12 protein-coding genes are annotated in these 13,545 nt (G+C 64.9%); 7 read left to right on the top strand and 5 right to left on the bottom strand.

Annotated elements, in window-relative coordinates:
- The first annotated feature begins 15 nt into the window (after positions 1–15).
- The 3 genes from LHL23_RS11040 (at position 16) to rpsO (ending at position 2,095) form a co-directional block, all read left to right on the top strand.
- Positions 16–540, top strand: a complete 525-nt coding sequence (locus tag LHL23_RS11040) for a DUF1643 domain-containing protein (RefSeq protein WP_226429902.1) — start codon at positions 16–18, stop codon at positions 538–540.
- A gap of 116 nt (positions 541–656) precedes the next feature.
- A complete protein-coding gene (locus LHL23_RS11035; protein ID WP_226429901.1) occupies positions 657–1,673 on the top strand; it encodes a calcium-binding protein in 1,017 nt (338 codons plus the stop codon).
- A gap of 152 nt (positions 1,674–1,825) precedes the next feature.
- Positions 1,826–2,095 carry a 30S ribosomal protein S15 gene (gene rpsO / locus LHL23_RS11030; RefSeq protein WP_226429900.1) on the top strand — a complete coding sequence of 90 codons (270 nt, stop codon included), beginning with the start codon at positions 1,826–1,828 and terminating at the stop codon, positions 2,093–2,095.
- A 258-nt stretch (positions 2,096–2,353) separates the two neighbouring features.
- Here rpsO and LHL23_RS11025 read toward each other — a convergent pair whose 3' ends face one another.
- Entirely contained in the window at positions 2,354–4,690 is a 2,337-nt protein-coding gene (locus LHL23_RS11025; RefSeq protein ID WP_226429899.1) for an aldehyde dehydrogenase family protein, read from the bottom strand.
- 11 nt (positions 4,691–4,701) lie between these two features.
- Positions 4,702–5,691, bottom strand: coding sequence for a deoxyribose-phosphate aldolase (deoC, locus tag LHL23_RS11020; protein WP_222477369.1), 990 nt, complete (start codon positions 5,689–5,691; stop codon positions 4,702–4,704).
- 244 nt (positions 5,692–5,935) lie between these two features.
- Here deoC and mutL point away from each other — a divergent pair, with 244 nt between their 5' ends.
- The 4 genes from mutL to LHL23_RS11000 all read left to right on the top strand — a co-directional run bounded on the left by mutL (position 5,936) and on the right by LHL23_RS11000 (position 11,012).
- On the top strand, positions 5,936–7,882 hold the full coding sequence (mutL, locus tag LHL23_RS11015) for a DNA mismatch repair endonuclease MutL (protein WP_226429898.1): 1,947 nt from the start codon (positions 5,936–5,938) through the stop codon (positions 7,880–7,882).
- A 31-nt stretch (positions 7,883–7,913) separates the two neighbouring features.
- Complete coding sequence (gene rmuC / locus LHL23_RS11010; RefSeq protein ID WP_226429897.1) at positions 7,914–9,296, top strand: DNA recombination protein RmuC; 1,383 nt, start codon at positions 7,914–7,916, stop codon at positions 9,294–9,296.
- Positions 9,297–10,601: an adenylate/guanylate cyclase domain-containing protein gene (locus LHL23_RS11005; protein ID WP_226429896.1), complete on the top strand. Its 1,305-nt coding sequence runs from the start codon at positions 9,297–9,299 to the stop codon at positions 10,599–10,601.
- 87 nt (positions 10,602–10,688) lie between these two features.
- Positions 10,689–11,012 (top strand): DUF3775 domain-containing protein, encoded by a 324-nt coding sequence (locus LHL23_RS11000; RefSeq protein ID WP_039193284.1) that lies wholly within the window; start codon positions 10,689–10,691, stop codon positions 11,010–11,012.
- 68 nt (positions 11,013–11,080) lie between these two features.
- Here the strand turns inward: LHL23_RS11000 and LHL23_RS10995 are convergent, their stop codons facing one another.
- The 3 genes from LHL23_RS10995 to LHL23_RS10985 are packed head-to-tail and all read right to left on the bottom strand — an operon-like array spanning position 11,081 to position 13,535.
- Entirely contained in the window at positions 11,081–12,223 is a 1,143-nt protein-coding gene (locus LHL23_RS10995) for a saccharopine dehydrogenase family protein (RefSeq protein WP_226429895.1), read from the bottom strand.
- The gene (locus tag LHL23_RS10990) at positions 12,220–12,486 is read right to left on the bottom strand and encodes a SemiSWEET family sugar transporter (protein ID WP_226429894.1); all 267 of its coding nucleotides are present in this window, start codon (positions 12,484–12,486) and stop codon (positions 12,220–12,222) included. Before LHL23_RS10990 ends, LHL23_RS10995 begins: the two co-directional genes overlap by 4 nt.
- The gene (locus tag LHL23_RS10985; protein WP_226429893.1) at positions 12,483–13,535 is read right to left on the bottom strand and encodes a saccharopine dehydrogenase; all 1,053 of its coding nucleotides are present in this window, start codon (positions 13,533–13,535) and stop codon (positions 12,483–12,485) included. Before LHL23_RS10985 ends, LHL23_RS10990 begins: the two co-directional genes overlap by 4 nt.
- Positions 13,536–13,545: the final 10 nt, after the last annotated feature.

Genomic DNA, 13,545 nt, shown 5'->3' with positions numbered 1-13,545 from the left:
AGTAGAACCAGCCGCATGATCATTCGCAGCCACACCAAGGGCGACGCGCCCTCAACCGCCGTCTATTCAGATTGCGAGACCTACCGCTACAGCCTGACCCGGATCTGGGATCCGGACGGGCGGAAGGTGATGTTCGTGATGCTGAACCCCTCCACCGCCACCGAGGTTCAGAACGATCCGACCATCGAACGCTGCGAGCGCCGCGCCCGGGCGCTGGGGTTTGGCGGTTTCCGGGCCACCAACATCTTTGCCTGCCGTGTGACCGACCCGCGCGAGATGCGCCGTCTGGATGCGCCGGAAGGGCCGGGCAATATGGCGGCCGTCCTGGAGGGCATGGAGTGGGCGGACATGGTGATCTGCGCCTGGGGCACCCATGGCGAACATCGCGGCCAGGGCGCGCGGGTGGCAGCTGCACTGCGGGCCACTGGCATGCCGCTCCATCATCTCGGTCTCAGCAAGGCGGGACATCCCAAGCATCCGCTGTATATCGCGTACAGCCAGCAGCCGCAGTTGTGGAAGGCGGAGGAGCGCTGTCATTAACCGTCATTAACCGATGTTCTTGTTTTGTTTTGCTTGGCGCGGGTCTTTGTACAATTGTGGCGTGAGAGTTTCGTTCCTCTTGGGTTGAGTTGGCAATGTTGTGGTTGGCAAGTTTATTGGGTTTGGTTGCGGTCGGTGGCGCGGTTCTGGTTGAGACCGAGCCCGAAGAAGAAGAGGACATCAGCGCGCAGGCTGATCCGGAGATGACGGGCGGCGGCCTTGACGGCGGATCTATCGAGCCGGGCGGAGAGACTGCGGCTGCGGACGAAAGCGAGGCATTGACGCCTGAGGGCAGCGGGGCCGTGACCGGCACCGAGGACGGCGACGTTCTGGCGGGTAGCGCGCTGGAGGACAGCATCAACGGCGGCGGCGGAGACGATCAGATCGGCGGCTACGGCGGCGATGACTGGCTGGAGGGCGGCTCCGGCAGCGATGTCCTGCATGGCGGCGGCGGTGACGACAGTCTTTTGGGCGGCGAAGATGAGGATCTGCTGCATGGTGAAGACGGCGATGACGCCTTGCAAGGCGGGGACGGCGGCGACAGTCTGTTCGGGCATTTCGGCAATGACAGCCTGCTGGGCGGCGGCGGTGCGGATTTGCTGCACGGCGGCCGTAATGAAGACTGGCTTGCGGGCGGCGACGGCGCGGACTCACTGCACGGCAATGACGGCGATGACAGCCTGCTGGGCGGCGGCGGCGAAGATGCGCTGTTCGGCGGCACCGGCAATGACGTGGTGTCCGGCGCCGGGGATGGAACTGAGCAGGACTTTGTAAATGGCGGCGATGGCGATGACACCCTGATTGCGGGGGCTGGGGATGTGCTGACCGGCGGCGCGGGCGCAGACCAATTCACGGCGGGCAACTGGACCGGCACCGCGGAAGGTGTACAGCTGATGGACTATGACCCGGGCGAGGACCAATTGGTGCTGGTCTGGGACTTTTCGATTGGCGAAGAACCCGCGGTCGAGGTGCAGCAAAACCCGGATGCCGAAGAGGAACATCTGATCCTTGTTGACGGCGAACCGGCCCTGCGGGTTGCCGGCGCTGAGGGGCTGACAGTTGCGGATCTCGTTCTGATCGATACCGCTTCTGCCGCTACCGCCGGGATGCTGTCGCCGCTGACGGGAGTATGACACCGGGCGGCTGGCAGTTATCCTTTGCCTTTATGGCGTAAACATCATATACGCCCGCATCTGCCGCGATTCTGCGGCAGGTTTCTCCACGGGCCTGTGCTGGACGACATCCCGGCCTGCGCCATCCACTCTAACCTATGAAGGAGACCCCGATGTCGATCACTGCGGAAGAAAAATCGCGCCTGATGAAAGAATTCGCAACCAAAGAAGGCGACACCGGTTCCCCGGAAGTCCAGGTTGCAATCCTGACCTCGCGCATCAACACCCTGACTGAGCACTTCAAAACCCACAAGAAGGACAACCACGGCCGCCGTGGCCTCCTGAAAATGGTTGCTCAGCGCCGCAAGCTGCTGGACTACACCAAAGGCAAGGATGAGGCCCGCTACCAGGATCTGATCAAACGCCTGGGTATCCGCCGCTAATCCGCGCTTATCCGGATTTCCAGCGCCCGTTCCGAAAGGAGCGGGCGTTTTTTTCATGGTTTTCAAGCCAAGGAGCGCTCCCGCGCCCGCAGGCCCCCCGGCTGCGCCGGGCAGCCTTTGGTCTTGGGCGTGGCCCGTGCTGCGCACGGGCGGCTCTTGCCTGCGCGCGGCGGGCTTTCGCGGTCCGGCTGCAGATCAAAAAAGAAACGCCGCCCCGGACGGAGCGGCGTCTTGATTCTTGCCGGATGCAGTTCGGGCTTACTCGCCGTAGGGCACCCAGATGTTCTTCACCTCGGTGGCCTCCTGCAGGAAGCGCTTGGTCTGGTCCTGCATCCAGTCGGTTGCAGTGCCGTTGTTGACCCATGTGCGCTTCAAGTTGCCTGCCGAAGCCGCTTCGATTGCCGCAGACAGATCGGTGGAGGAGAAGCTCCAGACCGCGTCCACATTCAGATGCGAAGCCAGCGGTTTTGCCATCTCCGCGTGGCTGCCGGTCAGGATGTTCACCACGCCGCCGGGCACGTCCGACGTGTCCAGCACCTGGTAGAAATCCGTCGCCGCCAGCGGGAACGGCTCGGAGGCAGCCAGCACCACCCGGTTGCCCATGGCAATGGCCGGCGCCATCACCGAAACCAGACCCAGGAGCGGCGCCTCATCGGCGCAGAGCGCCCCGATCACGCCAACCGGCTCTTTCATCGCAAGCGCTACGCCGCGGATCGGTACGCCGTGGACCTGGCCGTCGTATTTGTCGGCCCAGGCAGCGGCGGAGAACAGCCGCTGGATCGAGGCCTCGACTTCTGCCGCGCCGGTTTTCTTGCCGGTCATCGCGTCAATGCGGGCCGCGAACTCGTCCGCACGGGCAGAGAGGTTTTCGCCGATGTAATAGAGGATCTGCGCCCGCAGGTGGCCGGTGGTCTTGGACCACTTGCTTGCGCCCGCCGCGGCTTCGACTGCATTGCGCACGTCCTTGCGGTTGGCAAGTCCGGCATGACCCAGCAAAGTGCCCGACTTGCCGTAGATGGCCTGGGAATAACCGCCGTCCGGGCGCGCCTGCTTGCCGCCGACATAGAGCTTGGCAGTACGGTCCAGCGTGTCCGCCGGGGCCCCCGTGCCTTCAAACGCTTCCACCTTGGCCAGCGGTTTGGCCTTGGCTTTGGGCCGGGTATAGGCCGCAAGGCCTTCCCAGCCGCCTTCGCGGCCGAAGCCGCTTTCGCGCACGCCGCCAAAGCCTGCAGCGGCGTCGAACATGTTGGTTCCGTTGACCCACACCACGCCGGCCGCCAGTTTCGGCGCCATGTCCAGGGACAGGTTCACGTTTTCGGTCCAGACAGTCGCAGCCAGCCCGTAACGGGTGTTGTTGGCCAGCTCCACCGCTTCTTCGGGGGTGCGGAACGTGCAGGAGACCAGGACAGGGCCAAAGATCTCCTCCTGCATCAGCGGATCGGCAGGCGACAGGCCTTCGATCAGTGTCGGCGGGTAGAAGCAGCCCTCTGCGGGCATTTCGACCCGTGCCTGGTGCATGCTGCCCGCGGTGTTGGCCGCGACCATGCTGCTGATGGTGTCCAGCTGCACCGGGTCCACCACCGCACCGACGTCGATGCATTTGTCCAGCGGGTTGCCGACGCGCAGCCCGTCCATGCGGGCCTTCAGCTTGGTGTGGAAGCGGTCTGCGATGCCCTCCTGCACCAGGAGCCGGGAACCGGCGCAGCAGACTTGGCCCTGGTTGAACCAGATTGCGTCCACCAGACCTTCGATGGCGGAATCAATATCCGCGTCGTCAAACACGATGTAGGGCGACTTGCCGCCCAGCTCCAGCGTCAGCGCCTTGCCACTGCCTGCGGTGGCTTCGCGGATCCTGCGGCCGACGGAGGTGGAGCCGGTAAAGGCAATCTTGTCCACGTCCGCGGCGGTGATCATCTGGCCCGCGGCGCCGTCGCCGGTCACGATGTTGACGACGCCCTTGGGCAGGCCTGCCTGGCGGCAGATGTCGGCAAACAGCAGTGCGGTCAGCGAGGTGTATTCCGCGGGCTTCAGCACCACGGTGTTGCCCATGGCAATGGCCGGCGCAATTTTCCACGCCAGCATCAGGAGCGGGAAGTTCCAGGGGATGATCTGGCCGCAGACACCCAAGGCTTCGGCATCCGGCAGCTCGCTGTCCATCAGCTGGGCCATCCCGGCGTGATAGTAGAAATGCCGCTGCGCCAGGGGGATGTCGATGTCGCGGCTCTCGCGGATCGGCTTGCCGTTGTCCAGCGTCTCCAGGACGGCAAACAGGCGGGCGTGCTTTTGCAGCAGACGCGCGATGGCATAAAGGTATTTGGCACGGCCTGCGCCGCCAAGACTGGCCCAGGCGCCCTGCGCCTTGCGGGCGGCTTCAACCGCTGCATCCACATCGGCTTGCGTGGCTTGAGTCAGCGTGGCCAGCACCTCGCCGGTAGCCGGGTTCTTGCTGTCGAAACCGTCGCCGGGGTCAGTGAACTCACCGTTGATGAAATGGCCGAACCGGCTGCCCTGGTCAACCAGCCAGGCCAGTGCCTCGGCAGCGCTTTCGGGGGCGGGACCGTATTCCATGGTGTCGAAGATCTCTTTGATGGTCATCTGTTCAGCCCTCAGCCCATCGCGTGGCGGTAGCCGGCGGAGTATGCCCCGGTGACATGGTGTTCCAGCTGGCGCTCGATATCGCCCAAAAGCGACGAGGCGCCAAAGCGGAACAGGTCCGGCTGCAGCCAACGGTCGCCCAGCTCATCCTTCATCAGCGCCAGATAGACCAGCGCGTCCTTGGCCTTGGAAATGCCGCCCGCGGGCTTGTAACCGACGCGGTAGCCGGTGCGGTCGTAATAATCGCGGATGGCGCGGATCATCACCAGCGACACCGGCAGCGTGGCGTTGACGCTTTCCTTGCCGGTGGAGGTCTTGATGAAGTCGGCGCCAGCCATCATGCAGACCAGCGAGGCGCGCGCGACGTTCCGCAGGCTGCCCAACTCGCCGGTCGCGAGGATTGCCTTCACATGGGCATCGCCGCAGGCTTGGCGGAAGGCTTTCATCTCGTCATACAGCGCCTGCCAGTTGCCCTGCAGCACATGGCGGCGGGTGATCACGATGTCGATCTCCTCGGCGCCATCCTTGACGCTCTCCTCGATCTCCGCGACCCGCAGGTGGAACGGCGACAGGCCGGCCGGGAAGCCGGTGGAGACGGCGGCAACCGGGATGCCGGTGCCTTCCAGCGCCTTGACCGCGGTCGGGATCATGTCGTGATAAACGCAGACCGCACCGGTGGTGAGGCCCTCCATCCCCAGCGTGCGCAGAAGGCCTGCGCTTACCGGCTGGCGCGCCTTGGCGCACAGACGGCGGACTCGGCCCTCGGTGTCGTCACCGGACAGGGTCGTGAGGTCGATCAGGCTGATCGCCTTTAAGAGCCAGGCGGCCTGGTGGTCCTTCTTGACGCTGCGGCGGCCCGGCAGGGTGGCGCAGCGGCGTTCAATGGCCGACGTATTGGCCTGCACGGCAGCGACCCAGTCCAGGTCCAGATCCATGCCCGGATTGCGCGGCTCGGCCAGCTGCGGCAGCTGCGCGCTTCGTTCAGCGGTTTGGCTATCCATTGGAATTCCTCGGAAGAGTTCCGTGCGAAAATCGCACGGGTGCGGCATATTGGCAAGCGAGCGGCCCCGCAGACGGGCATATTTTTTGACTAAATGGACAAAAAATCAAGGGGCAGGGCCTGTGCCCGCGCGGAAAGCCGCTGGGGTCTGGCTCTATTGGGCTACTTTTCTGATTATTTTCACTGCTCAGGGGCCGCTGCGCATTCCGGTGGCAGAATCGGCCATACATGCTAAATTTAGCGGTATGAGCAGTGCAGAACCCCATATCCGCGAAAAATCGGCGTCAGACGTCCGGCCGGTCATCCGCCAGCTGGACGACAGCGCCATCAACCGGATTGCCGCGGGCGAGGTGGTGGAGCGCCCCGCATCCGCCGTGAAGGAACTGGTGGAAAACGCCATTGACGCCGGGGCCACGCGGATCACGGTGGAGATTGCCGATGGCGGCAAGACGCTGATCCGGGTCACTGACGATGGCTGCGGAATGACGCCGGAGGACCTGCCGCTGGCGCTGAGCCGCCATGCGACCTCCAAGATCGACGGCACGGATCTGCTGAACATCCACACTTTCGGCTTCCGGGGCGAGGCGTTGCCCTCGCTTGGCGCTGTCGGGCGGCTGACCATCACCAGCCGTGCGCCGGGGCATGAGCCGGCGCAGATCCGGGTTTCAGGCGGCAAGCTGGAGCCGGTGAAGCCTGCTGCCCTTCGGGCAGGCACCATTGTCGAACTGCGCGACCTGTTCTTTGCCACGCCTGCGCGGCTCAAGTTCATGCGCACCGACCGGGCGGAGGCGCAGGCAATCGGGGACACGGTAAAGCGCCTGGCGATGGCTGAGCCTTCGGTTGGCTTCACCCTGCGCGATGTCTCCGGCGGCGGCGAGGGGCGGGTGACCTTCCGCGCCGATCCCTTGTCAGGCGACCTTTTCGATGCGCTGCACGGGCGTCTGGCTTCTGTGCTGGGACGGGAATTTGCCGAAAACGCGCTGAAGATCGACGCCAGCCGCGAGGGTATCCGGCTTTATGGCTATGCGGCGCTGCCGACCTATTCCCGCGGCGCGGCGGTGGCGCAGTTCCTGTTTGTGAACACAAGGCCGGTGAAGGACAAGATGCTGACCGGCGCGCTCAGGGCGGCCTATTTCGATTTCCTCAGCCGCGACCGGCACCCGGCGGCGGCGCTGTTTATCGATTGCGACCCGCAGCTGGTGGACGTGAACGTGCATCCTGCGAAATCCGAGGTGCGGTTCCGGGATCCCGGTCTGGCACGCGGGCTGATCGTTTCCTCCCTGCGCCATGCGCTGGCCGAAGCTGGCCACCGCGCCTCGACCACCGTGGCTGGTGCCACGCTCGGAGCAATGAAGGTAGAACAGCCCACCGCGAGCGGTGCCCCCCGGATCTATCAGATGGACCGGCCCTCCTATGGCGCACGGGCGGCATCTTATACAGCTCAGCAGCCAGAGAGCTTTGCGCCCGCACCCGCCTACCAGCCCCCGGCGTCTCCGGGTTTTGCCGAGCTGGCCGGTGCCTACAGCGGCCGGGTGACAGAACCGCCGGAGGCCCCGATGGCCCCGGGTCAGCCCTCGGATGCGACTGAGGGCACCGCGCCCGGGGCCGAAGCCCTGCCGCTGGGCGCGGCGCGGGGCCAGGTGCATGAGAACTACATCATCGCCCAGACCGCCGACGGCATGGTGATTGTCGACCAGCACGCCGCGCATGAGCGGCTGGTCTATGAAAAGCTGAAACGCCAGATGGCCGAAAGCGGCGTCGCGGCGCAGGCGCTGCTGATCCCGGAAATCATCGAGCTCAGCGACAACGACTGCGCCTGCCTCTTGGGGTTGGCCGATGAGCTGGCGAAATTCGGCCTTGGCATCGAGGCGTTCGGCGGCAACGCTATTGCCGTGCGGGAAACCCCGGCGATCCTGGGCGAAGTGAATGCCGAGGCGATGATCAAGGACATCCTGGATGAGCTGTCGGACCAGGGCGAAAGCCAGCTGGTGCAGGCGCGGGTTGAGGCGATCCTGAGCCGGGTTGCCTGCCATGGCTCGATCCGCTCCGGCCGCCGGATGCGGGGCGAGGAGATGAACGCGCTGCTGCGGGAGATGGAGGCAACCCCCCATTCCGGCCAGTGCAACCATGGCCGGCCTACCTATGTGGAATTGAAACTGGCAGATATCGAGCGCCTGTTCGGGCGCAGCTGAACTATAACCCCCGGTAAACGGAGGACGAGCAGTGACATTGGAACAGGCCCAATGGGCAATCTACGCGCTGGCCGGATTGGCCGCGCTTCTGGCGCTGGCGGGGCTGCGGCTGCGCGGCACGGCACGGCAGCTGGAACAGGTGAACGCGGATCAGCGCAGCCACATCGCCGGACTGAAGGCCGAAGCGGCCCGGCTGCCGGAACTGACGGACGAGCTGGCCACCCTGCGCCGCACCAGCGAGAACGAGCGGGCGGCCCGCTATCAGGCGGAAGCGCAGGTGCAGGCGCTGAAGGCGGAGCACACCGCGCGGCTGGAAGAACTGCAGCACATGAACCAGCAGATGGAGCACAAGTTTGCCTCGCTGGCCTCGGGCGTTTTGAAGCAGAACTCCGAGAGCTTCCTGAGCCTGGTCAGCGAGCGGTTTCAGGCCCACAGCAAGACAGCAGATGAGGATCTGGCCAAGCGCCACGCCGCGATCGAAGGTCTGGTGAAACCGCTGGACCAGAAGCTGGGCCAGTTCGGCGAGCGGATCAAGGAGATCGAGCAGGCCCGCAACGAGGCCTACGGCGCGATCAAGGCGCAGGTGAAACACCTGGCAGAAGGGCAGGCCGCGCTGGGCGGCGAGACCCGCAAGCTGGTGCAGGCCCTGCGGGCGCCGAAAACGCGCGGCCGCTGGGGCGAGATGCAGCTGCGGCAGGTGTTCGAGATGGCCGGCATGGCCGAGCATGTGGACTACGAACTGGAGAAGAGCGTCGGCACCGATGAGGGCCTGCGCCGCCCCGACGCGGTGGTGCGCATTCCCGGCGGCAAAAGCATCGTGGTGGATGCAAAGACTCCGCTGGAGGCCTATCTGGATGCGCTGGAAGCGGAAACGCCGGATCAGCAGCAGGCGGCGCTGGCGCGGCATGCCAGCCACGTGAAAACCCATGTGCGGCAGCTGGCCTCCAAATCCTATCAAAGCGCGCTGGGCGAGACGCCGGATTTCGTGGTGATGTTCATCCCCGGTGAAACCTTCGTGTCGGCCGCGGCGGAAGCGGACCCGGGCCTGATCGAATACGCCTTTGAGAACAAGGTTCTGATCGCCACGCCGACCACGCTGATGGCCCTGGTCAAGTCGATTGCCTATGGCTGGCAGCAGGAGAAGATGGCGGAAAACGCGGTTGAAGTTCAGAAGACCGCCAAGGAGCTTTATGACCGGCTGGCGACCTTCTCCAAGAATCTGGCGTCGGTAGGGCGGTCGCTGTCTTCCTCAGTGAACAACTACAACAAGGCAGTGGGCTCGCTGGAAGCGCGGGTGCTGCCGTCGGCCCGAAGGTTTGAGGCGATGGGCGTAGTCGCCAACGGGGCTGAGCTGGAGGACCCTGGCCAGGTGGAGGTCGAGCCGCGCCAGGTGGCGGTTTTGGCGGATGAGTAGATGCGGCTGCTGCCGGCTCTGAAAGCTCTGAGGCCGGAAGAGTCGGCCCTGCTGAGCGCTGCGGAGGTCGAGGCCGAGCGCATCGTCGCGCTTTTGCGGATTGCGGTGGCGCTGGGCCTGATGATCGCAATGATGCTGGCCGTTGAGTCCGTGCGGGTGATTGACGAGCCGCATTTGCGGCGCCAGGTCGGGCTGGCGGCAGTCACTATGCTGTCTTACCTGGCAGTCGGCGTACTGATCTATTGGGCAATCGGCAAGGGGCTGTTCAAGGCCTGGATGATTTGGCTGGCGGTTTTGGCGGATTGCTCCTTTCTGCTGCTGAACACCTTTCTTTCGCTGCTGAACACAGGTGTGCCCGGCGGCGCAGTCTTTGTCATGCCCGCTGTTTGGATGGCGCCCGTCGTGCTGGCTTTCGGGGTGCTGCGGCTGAGCCCCTTGCGGCTTGCGGTGATGGTGGGTTTGGTGGCCGTTGGGTTCGGCTGGATGATCCTGTGGCAGCCGCCTGCAACCACGCCGGATTTGGTTGGAAGGATCAGGTTGTCCCTGGATTCACCTCCGAACTTCATGCGGCTGGTTATGCTGTGCCTGGCAGGCGTGGTTCTGGTTGTGGCCGCGGTGCGGATGCGGGCCCTTCTGCACAGGTCCATCGAAGAAGCCCGCCAAAAGGCAAATCTGACCCGATACCTGCCGTCTCAGCTGGCGGACCGCCTGGCGGGCGGCGGGCTGGAGGCGATGCAGGAGGGCCGACAGCAGAAGATGGCGATCCTGTTTATTGACATCCGCGGTTTCACCAGCTGGTGCGAGGGCCGTGAGCCGCAGGAGGTGAGCCGCCTGATTACCGGGTTCAGGGGCCGGGTCGAGGAGGTGGCGGCCCGGACTGGCGGGCTGATCGACAAATTTATCGGCGACGCCGCGATGATCCTGTTTGATGGCGAGCGGGCGGCGGCGCGGGCTCTGGATTGCGCGGAAGGCCTGCTGGCGCACATGGAGGACTGGCGGAAGACGCGGGAGCAGGCCGGGGACACCGGTTTGGGTGTCGGGGTCGGAGTGCATTGGGGAGAGGTGTTCTCGGGTGTGACCGGCACCTCGGCGCGGCTGGAGTATTCCGTCTTCGGCGACACGGTGAACACCGCGGCGCGGCTGGAGCAGCTGACCAAGGCGCAAGGCATGCCGCTGATAGTTTCAGCCGATTTGCTGGCGGAGGCCGGGGCAGAGCCCGCGCGCGAGGGCTGGACCGCGCTGCCGGCGGAGGTCTTGCGCGGGCGCAGCAAAGGGCTTGCACTCTTCGGCAAGGCGAAGGGCTAGCCGCCGCGCCATTTGCCCCAGATCAAAGACTTAGGTGTTTTCTTGACTGTTTGATATGCTGAGGCTGCGAACAGAAGGAATGGAGCAATGCTGGAGATCTCAGTCCGCAAGGTGGCACAGGTGGCGATGATGGCCCGGGAGCTAGGCCGGGCCGAGGGTGAGCTGCGTGCCTTTATCGACCGGATGAGCGAGGACCAGCAATCGGAACTGGTCGGCATCATGTGGGTCGGCCGCGGAAGTTTCGAACCGGAGGAGCTGGCCGAGGCGATTTATACCGCCCGGCAGGAAGCGACCACACCGACTGTGGATTACCTGCTCGGCACGCCGCATCTGGCCGACAACCTGGAAGCCGGCCTGGAGGCGCTGGGCATTGACGTGAACGACGTCGAGGATGATGTGATCGGCCGCTGAGGCTGCTGCACCGGTTCACTACGAAAAAGGGCGCCGCAACCGGGCGCCCTTGGTTTTTCAGCCCGCAGTCAGGCCTTGCTGTCGACAATCTCGAGATGCTGGGCCAGCTTGCCGATCTCACCCATCCACTTTGCGACCAGTTCCGGGTCGCTGGGCGCGGCGTGCACACCGGCGGCGATCTTGCCGTTCATGGCGGCCTCGATGGCGAAGGACACGGGATACGAGACCAGACGCGCCATGGCGGTGCCGCGCTCGTCGCCCCAGGCGTCCATCACATATGTCTTGTGCCAGACCTCGGCGCCGTCTTTCTCGGCTTTCAGGCCGACACACAGCACCACCCGGTCCGGCTCGCCTTCGTCATAGGCGTTCTCGGCCCAGAACTGATCCGACATTTCCTTGAGGCGGGCGTCGCCTTCTGGACCGGAGAGGGTTTCGACCTCCTTGAAGACATCCGCCCAGGCATCGGCCCAGCCGTTGAGGCGCAGGGTGCCGCGGACGAATTCCTTGACCTTCCAGTCGTCGCCGAATTCGTACTGGGACATGAAGGGGATCGAGTCGCGGTTCGGGTAGACCTCGAAGCTTTCCGGCGCGGGCAGCGGAGCCTCGTAGGAGGAGATCGCATCCCACGGCCGGGCAACGTCGAGCTCCTTGAAGTCGCGGATCGACTTCGACGGCGAACGCAGCGCTTTCAGCACGCCCAGGGGCGACCAGCTGAACTTGTAGCGGAACGGGTTCGGGGTCTTGGGGATGCCGCCGCAGTAGGAGATGAAGCTGATCTCGTTTGCCGGGTCGAAGGCACCGGAGGCCTTGTAGTCCGCCACCAGCGCATGCGCCATCAGGTGGTCGATGCCCGGATCCAGACCCACCTCGTTGATCAGGCAAACGCCAGCGTCCTTGGCCTTCTGGTCCAGCGCGCGCATTTCCGGCGCGATGTAGGAGGAGGAGACGAAATGCGCGCCGCGCTCGATCGCCAGTTCCGCCAGCGGCACATGCCAGTCGCCCGGCAGCATCGACACGATGACGTCCTTGGGGCTCAGCATCTGGCCCAGGTTGGCGATGCTGAACGCGTGAATGTTGGTGGTCAGGTCGCCCACGGCCTCGCGCGCCTTGTCGGTGGTCCGGTTCCAGACCGCCACGTCGTGGCCCGCTTCCAGCAGACGGCGCAGGCCGGGGATTGCCGACAGGCCGGTGCCGCACCAGTGAATAGTCATGTGTCAGTCCCTTTCTTGTATTTCAGGATTGCCCCGATGATCGCCAGAACGATGACGATGGAGCAGGCATTGGCAAGAATGATGGGCGCATCGCCCACCAGCAGTCCGTAGATCAGCCACAGGCTGACGGTTCCGAGAAACATCAGGTTGGCTGGCAGGGACAGACCGGCGGTATCGCGCGTTGCCCAGGCTTTCCAGGCCTGCGGCAGCCAGCAAACGGTGCCGAGAAGAGCTGCCAGAAATCCGATGTAGGTTGCGGTCATTCCGGCAGGTGCTCCTGGAATGTGGCCTTGGCCCGGCCCCAGACGCCGCTGTCCAAGTCGGCCAGCGTCAGCAGCGAGGGCAGCAGCTGCGCCGCATAATCCTCGGAGCTTTCGACCGGCAGCATTGACGGCAGGTTGTCGATTGCCATCACATCCAGCACCGGGTTTTCGGCGACGCGCAGGGCGGGGGCCTCCCAGGTGGTGGCGCGGTCGTAGACCGGCACCGGGTTGTAGTCGCTGTCCGGATCGCAGGCGACATCGCCAATGGCAGTGAGCTTGCGGTCCGCGGTCAGCGCCTCTTGCGGGACAAAGACAGGGGTGCCGGGACGTGCAAAGATGCAATTCAGGAACAGGTCGTGCGCCAGGATTTCCGGGAAGGGGCCGCCGTGGGCGGTCTCCGCCATGTCCCATTTGGTGACGGCGATGCCCATTGCCTCGCAGAGGTCGGCAGCACCGGTGCCGACGCGGCCAAGCGCGCCGATCACGATGGCGGTGGGGCGGTCTCTGTTCAGCGCATCCAGCTCGGCGCCCAGATCCGCCAGTAGCGCGTCTTTGCCGCCGTAGACGCCAACCGGGCCGCAGAGCTCGCCGCGCTGCTGCGCTGCCCAGGCTTTCAGCGTAACCGCGGCGCCTGCATAGCCCGCCCAGTAGCCAAAGGCGGCAACCCGGCGGCCGGTCTCGTCGACCAGGTATTCCAGATCATAAAGCGTGCCGCCGCCGGCCTTGAACCGCTCCAGCAGCGCCTTGCCGGAGTGCTGACCCTTGAAGGCATGGCCGAACATAATGTGGCGGTGCGGCAGCGGCGTGCCGTCCTCGGGCAGTTCCTTGAGGCCGAAGACGATCGCCTCGGCAGGCGCCTCTGGCCAGGAGTTTTCCGGCGCGATGTCGCAGCCTGCATCAATGTAGCCCTGCAGCGGGATTGCCCGGACTGAGCTTTCCTCGACTGTGACCTTGATGCCCGCGGCCATCATTGCCTTGGCGCCTTCGGGGGTCAGGCCAACCCGTTCTTCGTTGGGGCGCTGTTCCGCCCGTACCCACAGATGCGTCATTGTCATGTCC

Source organism: Leisingera sp. McT4-56 (assembly GCF_020514995.1).
Lineage (GTDB): Bacteria > Pseudomonadota > Alphaproteobacteria > Rhodobacterales > Rhodobacteraceae > Leisingera > Leisingera aquaemixtae_A.
The sequence above is the reverse complement of the archived record's forward strand: the minus strand, read 5'-3'. Positions and strand labels throughout refer to the sequence as shown.

What these genes read in the sequence shown, in the direction of transcription:
- LHL23_RS10990 (WP_226429894.1), bottom strand. Translation starts at nt 12,486, where the DNA reads ATGACCGCAACCTACATCGGATTTCTGGCAGCTCTTCTCGGCACCGTT.
- LHL23_RS10985 (WP_226429893.1), bottom strand. Translation starts at nt 13,535, where the DNA reads ATGACGCATCTGTGGGTACGGGCGGAACAGCGCCCCAACGAAGAACGG.
- mutL (WP_226429898.1), top strand. Translation starts at nt 5,936, where the DNA reads ATGAGCAGTGCAGAACCCCATATCCGCGAAAAATCGGCGTCAGACGTC.
- LHL23_RS11005 (WP_226429896.1), top strand. Translation starts at nt 9,297, where the DNA reads ATGCGGCTGCTGCCGGCTCTGAAAGCTCTGAGGCCGGAAGAGTCGGCC.
- deoC (WP_222477369.1), bottom strand. Translation starts at nt 5,691, where the DNA reads ATGGATAGCCAAACCGCTGAACGAAGCGCGCAGCTGCCGCAGCTGGCC.
- rpsO (WP_226429900.1), top strand. Translation starts at nt 1,826, where the DNA reads ATGTCGATCACTGCGGAAGAAAAATCGCGCCTGATGAAAGAATTCGCA.
- LHL23_RS11000 (WP_039193284.1), top strand. Translation starts at nt 10,689, where the DNA reads ATGCTGGAGATCTCAGTCCGCAAGGTGGCACAGGTGGCGATGATGGCC.
- LHL23_RS10995 (WP_226429895.1), bottom strand. Translation starts at nt 12,223, where the DNA reads ATGACTATTCACTGGTGCGGCACCGGCCTGTCGGCAATCCCCGGCCTG.
- LHL23_RS11025 (WP_226429899.1), bottom strand. Translation starts at nt 4,690, where the DNA reads ATGACCATCAAAGAGATCTTCGACACCATGGAATACGGTCCCGCCCCC.
- LHL23_RS11040 (WP_226429902.1), top strand. Translation starts at nt 16, where the DNA reads ATGATCATTCGCAGCCACACCAAGGGCGACGCGCCCTCAACCGCCGTC.